This is a genomic window from Pseudorhodobacter antarcticus (assembly GCF_900110135.1).
GTDB classification, from domain to species: domain Bacteria; phylum Pseudomonadota; class Alphaproteobacteria; order Rhodobacterales; family Rhodobacteraceae; genus Pseudorhodobacter; species Pseudorhodobacter antarcticus.
In genome coordinates this window covers 1-5,436 of the sequence record NZ_FOCO01000087.1, presented here as the reverse complement: position 1 = coordinate 5,436, position 5,436 = coordinate 1, and the positions used below count along the sequence as shown (strand labels likewise).

General features: G+C 59.9%; 7 protein-coding genes. 3 read left to right on the top strand and 4 right to left on the bottom strand.

Annotated features, from left to right (window positions below):
* On the top strand, positions 1-275 hold a 275-nt coding region (locus BMY36_RS18755; RefSeq protein WP_139194155.1), incomplete at its 5' end, for a transposase.
* A gap of 119 nt (positions 276-394) precedes the next feature.
* On the opposite strand, the gene BMY36_RS18750 is transcribed toward BMY36_RS18755, so the two are convergent.
* Together BMY36_RS18750 and BMY36_RS18745 are read right to left on the bottom strand one after the other, a co-directional pair.
* Entirely contained in the window at positions 395-1,459 is a 1,065-nt protein-coding gene (locus BMY36_RS18750; protein ID WP_050519427.1) for a flavin monoamine oxidase family protein, read from the bottom strand.
* A 10-nt stretch (positions 1,460-1,469) separates the two neighbouring features.
* Positions 1,470-2,135 carry a cupin domain-containing protein gene (locus tag BMY36_RS18745; RefSeq protein WP_050519428.1) on the bottom strand — a complete coding sequence of 222 codons (666 nt, stop codon included), beginning with the start codon at positions 2,133-2,135 and terminating at the stop codon, positions 1,470-1,472.
* A gap of 146 nt (positions 2,136-2,281) precedes the next feature.
* Here BMY36_RS18745 and BMY36_RS18740 point away from each other — a divergent pair, with 146 nt between their 5' ends.
* Positions 2,282-3,604, top strand: coding sequence for an acetamidase/formamidase family protein (locus BMY36_RS18740; protein WP_050519429.1), 1,323 nt, complete (start codon positions 2,282-2,284; stop codon positions 3,602-3,604).
* Between the two features lie 187 nt (positions 3,605-3,791).
* Here the strand turns inward: BMY36_RS18740 and BMY36_RS18735 are convergent, their stop codons facing one another.
* On the bottom strand, positions 3,792-4,154 hold the full coding sequence (locus BMY36_RS18735; protein WP_139194154.1) for a hypothetical protein: 363 nt from the start codon (positions 4,152-4,154) through the stop codon (positions 3,792-3,794).
* A 118-nt stretch (positions 4,155-4,272) separates the two neighbouring features.
* Between BMY36_RS18735 and BMY36_RS18730 the strand changes: the two genes are divergently transcribed.
* Entirely contained in the window at positions 4,273-4,695 is a 423-nt protein-coding gene (locus tag BMY36_RS18730) for a hypothetical protein (protein ID WP_050519431.1), read from the top strand.
* A gap of 401 nt (positions 4,696-5,096) precedes the next feature.
* On the opposite strand, the gene BMY36_RS18725 is transcribed toward BMY36_RS18730, so the two are convergent.
* Positions 5,097-5,436 (bottom strand): transposase (locus BMY36_RS18725; protein WP_139193976.1); only part of this gene is annotated, 340 nt, incomplete at its 5' end.

Sequence of the window (5,436 nt, the reverse complement as noted above, 5' to 3'; positions counted from 1 at the left end):
CTTGTTTAACTGGAGTAGCGCCGATGACACGGCAATCTGGACAATGGCGAGGGAAATCATTCATTCAGGGTGGTCGCAAAGTAGTGAGGGACGCCCTCTACATGCCAGCCTTGGTCGCGATGAGATTCAACCCTGACCTCAAGGCAAAATATCAAGCCATGATTAAAGCTGGAAAGCCACCAAAAGTCGCCCTTACTGCGCTCATGCGAAAGCTGATTGAACTCGCCAACGCCCTCATCAAAGCAAACCGAAATTGGGTGATTAAAGAGGCTTGATCAAGACGGATACTCTGATATTGGCCGAGGAAGGATACCGCGGCTGTCATGACTGGCCGTGCCCATGTCTTTGGGCCCGCATGAACGGGTTGCTATGAGCGGGACAGGTTTTGTTGCAGCTACCACGGCCGATCTGATGATTTTTCGACCTCAGTCGCCACAAGTTCAGCGACCGTCATTGCCCCTTCCATGTAGCCCCCCATTAGCGGTGTAGCTTCAGTTGAGGCGAAATGAAGCCTTCCATTCCACAGGCCCGACAGCGCCGGGGGAAGTCCGTAATCCGGGTGCGAAGATGGTGGCACAAGATCATGCTGCGTTGCGGTTTCCGGCTCGAACGCCCAATCCTGAAGTGTGACTTGCGCAGGCGTCATGGCCTGTGCCCCAAAGATACGGGCCAGTTGGTCAAGTGCGGCTGTCGTGATCTCTTGTGCACGCCCTTTGCGGTGCTGGGGTGGCAGGCCCAGAAAGCCGAAAAGGGCGGCGGGTGTGCCATCCGGGCCCGAGGCATCGTGAATTTCCACCATTGGGCCGCGCCTGCTGGTGGCATCGCCGGAAAGGCCAGTGTTGCGCCAAAACGGCGTGTCATAGACGGCGACAAACTTTGCGTGCCCTGCCATCCATGTTGGAATGGCTTGCAGGCTACGCTTTTGGTTCGGGGTCAGGGCGGGCGACAGCGTCAAACCGGCGGCGATGCGAGGTGGCAGGGCCAGAACAACGTGCTGCGCCGCGCATGTCTGCCCGTTTGCCAGCTCAATGCCGCTGTGTTGGTCAATCGCGTTGATCCGTGCGCTGCTATGCAGACGGTCCGCAGGCAGACCCGCCACCAAAGCATCGACCAACCGAACGACCCCGCCCGCGATCCGCAAAGACCCTTCCATCGACGCAAACCCCATACCGCGATGAACCCGACCAGCTTCATCCTCAAAGCACTGGTCGCCTTTTGCATGTTGCGCAAAATCGGTCAGGCCCAACGTCTTCAGCAGCGCGGCCATGCGGGGCTGTCCCGGCCAAAACCACGACGGCCCCAGATCAACCGCGCCGGTTGGCGTTTGCAGCGCCGCGATCCGGCCGCCAAAGCGGCTGCGTCCCTCGAACAACTGGAAATCGATGCCGGTTTGATCGAGCCGCTTTGCCAAAGCAAGACCCGCCAGCCCGCCGCCGATAATGGCCACCTTTGTTTTCATTGGGCTGGCTTTACGCAGGCGCTGCGACAAAACGCAGGTGCCCGGTTTTCATCCAGAGCTTTGCCCCATCGTCCCCCGCCGCGCCCGCAAACGCGTGACCATCTGGCAAGCGGAGCCATGATCTTTGCCGCACGCCTTCGCCGCTTTCCATCAAGCTGCCGTTCAGCACAAAAACCTCGATCCCGCCCGGCGCATTGACATGCAGCGCCGCGCCGGGGTCGAGTTCGAAATAGTTGACCACCTCACGCGCGTCGCGGTGCAACTCCGCAGACTGCACGCCACCCCCGACCGATACCAGCCCCTCGGCCATGTCTTTGCTGAATTGGTTGCGATCACCCGGATCGAACTGCCACAACTTCACGAGGATCGTGCAGCCGGCATCAGACCGGGGCGTGTGGCGCGATGTGGGCGGATTGCGCACATAGGTGCCAGTGGGGTAATCGCCATGCTCGTCCTGAAAAACACCGTCCAGAACGACGTATTCCTCGCCCCCGCCATGGGTGTGTGGCGAAAAGCTGTGGCCCGGCGCAAAGCGCACGATGGTCGTAGCGCGCGCAACCTCGCCACCGATCCGGTCCAGCATGCGGCGATCCACGCCAGCCGAAGGGGATTGCTGCCAAGGCATCTCGGCCGTATGGAGCAGAATCCGCTGTGAAAAGTCTGAGTGAAGTTCCATAAGTCCTACAGTTTATTTGGACATGCAATCCATCACATTGCGGCAAAATGCTGCGACTGTCGCATGTAATTGTTTAAGCGCGCTTGCACCTGTTATTAATTAATTTAGTCTCAGGTTTAGAGATTTCAAATGCAAGGGAGCGGGAAATGCCTGACGGAAGCAAGACAGATAAAGGCGCACAGCGCAGCATCGTTGTGGGCAACTTCACCAACTCAGTGCTAGACCCCGATGCCCCAATGCTTGGCCCGGTCGAGGACGGTGGCACGATCATCGCGAACACCGCTCCGGGCTGCTGGGGCCCAATGATCACTCCAAGCCTGCGCGGTGGGCACGAAGTGACGCAGCCGGTGTTCATCGCGGGCGCCGAGGTTGGTGATGGCGTGGCCATCCGCATCCGCGACATCACCGTCACCTCAATCGCCACTGCGTCGGGCCATGACAGCTCTCCAGAGGGGTTCTGTCTGGGCGATCCCTATGTGGCCGGACGCTGCCCCACCTGTGACACCGTCTGGCCCGAGACGCATATCGAAGGCATCGGCCAGGATTCGGTCAAGTGCAATGTCTGCGGCAATGCGGTCACGCCGTTCAGGATCGTTCACGGCTATACCGTCACCTTCGATGACACGCGCAGCGTTGGCCTGACCCTGCCAAAAGCGGCTGCCGAGACCATTGCCGAGCGGGCGAACCACTACTCGGCCCTGCCAGATGGAAGCCGCCAGCACTCGATCCTGAACTTCGCGCCCTCTGACATGCCCGGCACTTTGGTGCGAATGCGCCCCTTCATGGGGCAGCTTGGCACCTGCCCTTCCATCGCGATGCCCGACAGCCATAACGCGGGCGATTTCGGATCGTTCCTAGTTGGCGCGCCCCATGCTTATGGCCTGACCGCCGAACAACTTGCGCAGCACAAGACCGATGGCCACATGGACATCGACGCGGTGCGGGCGGGCGCGATCCTTGTGTGCCCGGTCAAGGTGAAAGGTGCTGGCGTCTACATGGGCGACATGCACGCGGGCCAAGGTGACGGCGAGATCGCCGGGCACACCATGGATGTTGCAGGCAGCGTCACGCTGCAAGTCGAGGTGGTGAAAAACTACCCGCTGGACGGCCCGGTCCTGTTCCCGCTGATCGAGGATCTGCCGCCGATGGCGCGGCCCTTTACCGACGCCGAAAAGGCCAAGGGGCAGCGCCTTGCCGACAAATGGGGTGTCACCAACATCGAGCCGCTGGCCCCGATTTCGGTAATTGGCACAGCAGCCAACCTGAACGATGCCATCGAAAACGGCCTTGCACGCGCGGCCACGCTGCTGGGTGTGACCGTAGCCGAGGTTCGCAACCGCGCCACTGTGAACGGCGCGATAGAGATCGGGCGCGCACCAGGCGTCATTCAAGTGACGTTCCTCGCCCCCCTTGCCAAGCTCGACGCCGTCGGTCTGGGAGGCTACGCGCGCGAGCAATACGGGCTTTAAAGTCCTAAAGGTGTCGCCAAATGACATAGATTAGAGTCCAATCTTGGCGAATCATTGCCGTAACCCTGCGGTGAGCAAACCTTGGTGGGCATTGTGGACTTAGTACTTCACACTTGAAGGCCTAGGCTCTCTTATAAAAGAGCCTAGGCCTGCCAATGAGGTCCATGTCCGTAGCTGTAACATCTGACTACAGCCGCATCTGTTCGCGAAGCGCGTCGGCGGTCCCCATCGGAATGAACATCCGGAGGGGATTGGCCGCGAAACCCTGAAACTGGAGGCGCTCGTAGATAGCCTTGCGGTTCGCGGTCTTCCTCGCGTCCCCAAAGTCCAGCACGTCCAATATGATCACGGCGGCGGCGTAACCGGACCGGGACGCGCGGGAGGCCCGGCACAACGCGTCCACCAGAAGATTTTCGCCGATCCTCTGACCACGATGTCGTACGTCCCGACAGATCATCGAGATATAGACGGCCGGGATCGATCCGTGGCCCGGCGCAGTCCGTTTATACCGGTTCGGCAGGTCCGCGTAGTGGACCGCGTGCGCGTTCATCGCATAAAAGCCCGCGACGTCCTCCGCCGGGTCCGGCGGCGAATTCGAAAGCGATCTTGCTAAGGCCACGCGTACGGCGACCGCGCTCGAGATCAGCTATGGCCTAGGCGACAGCCTTTTGTGGCTGGCCACACCCGAAGCCGCGCAGGCGCGGCTGGTGCTCGACCCCGGCCTGCGCGCCAGAGGCCTGCTGACGGGACCGGAGTTGGAGGGGCTGCTTGCTCGGGTGGTTCCGGACAGGGAACCGGACGGAGGGCTGAACGGATATCCGGACAAGGAAGGGGGCCAAGGGTCGGACAGTGGCCCCGACAGCGCAATGCATGGATATCCGGACACGGCGCTGGATACCAAAACGGAATGTGAACCGGATACGGGACCGCAGGCTGGCCCGGACATGGTTCCGCTGGCCACCGCGGCGGCCGTTGCTGTGATCGAGGGTCCTCTCGTCAACGCCTCGGACACAGGCCGGCCCCCGGATGACCAGACCCGGGACACCGCCTGCTTGTCCGGATCCGACTTCACCAACGGCTATGCCACCTGATCTGGTCCGGGCCGCGCAGGGGTTGGACTCGAGCAAGTCGGGGGGCGTGGGAGGGGGGCGTGGGAGGGGGGCGTGGGAGGGGGGGATGCCCCCACGCACCGCCGGCGTACCAATCCGGACAAAGGGCTAGACCCAGGGATCGGAACCAGCGCCTGCCATTTGGATACCGCCGAGCAGAAATGCCAGTTTAGGCTTTTGTACCTGTTCGATGATGGCATTCGCGATGTCGATGATCATGTCAATTGCCGGAGCCTCTGTAAAATTGTGTTCCCACTTTGATATGGACATGTGCCTGCAAAAGTTAAATATATTCTTTACGCATAACCGTTCTATAAAAGTGAATAAGTAAGGTGGTCATGCCCGATGATCCTCACCCACTGAAGTCAGAGTATCCGTCTTGATCAAGCCTCTTTAATCACCCAATTTCGGTTTGCTTTGATGAGGGCGTTGGCGAGTTCAATCAGCTTTCGCATGAGCGCAGTAAGGGCGACTTTTGGTGGCTTTCCAGCTTTAATCATGGCTTGATATTTTGCCTTGAGGTCAGGGTTGAATCTCATCGCGACCAAGGCTGGCATGTAGAGGGCGTCCCTCACTACTTTGCGACCACCCTGAATGAATGATTTCCCTCGCCATTGTCCAGATTGCCGTGTCATCGGCGCTACTCCAGTTAAACAAGCCACCTGCTTTCGGTCCATACTCCCGATTTCAGGCATCTCTATGAGAATGGTTGAAGCACAGACC

Excerpts from the sequence above, each read along its gene's own strand:
- BMY36_RS18750 (WP_050519427.1), bottom strand. The coding sequence starts at position 1,459 with ATGAAAACAAAGGTGGCCATTATCGGCGGCGGGCTGGCGGGTCTTGCT.
- BMY36_RS18745 (WP_050519428.1), bottom strand. The coding sequence starts at position 2,135 with ATGGAACTTCACTCAGACTTTTCACAGCGGATTCTGCTCCATACGGCC.
- BMY36_RS18740 (WP_050519429.1), top strand. The coding sequence starts at position 2,282 with ATGCCTGACGGAAGCAAGACAGATAAAGGCGCACAGCGCAGCATCGTT.
- BMY36_RS18735 (WP_139194154.1), bottom strand. The coding sequence starts at position 4,154 with ATGAACGCGCACGCGGTCCACTACGCGGACCTGCCGAACCGGTATAAA.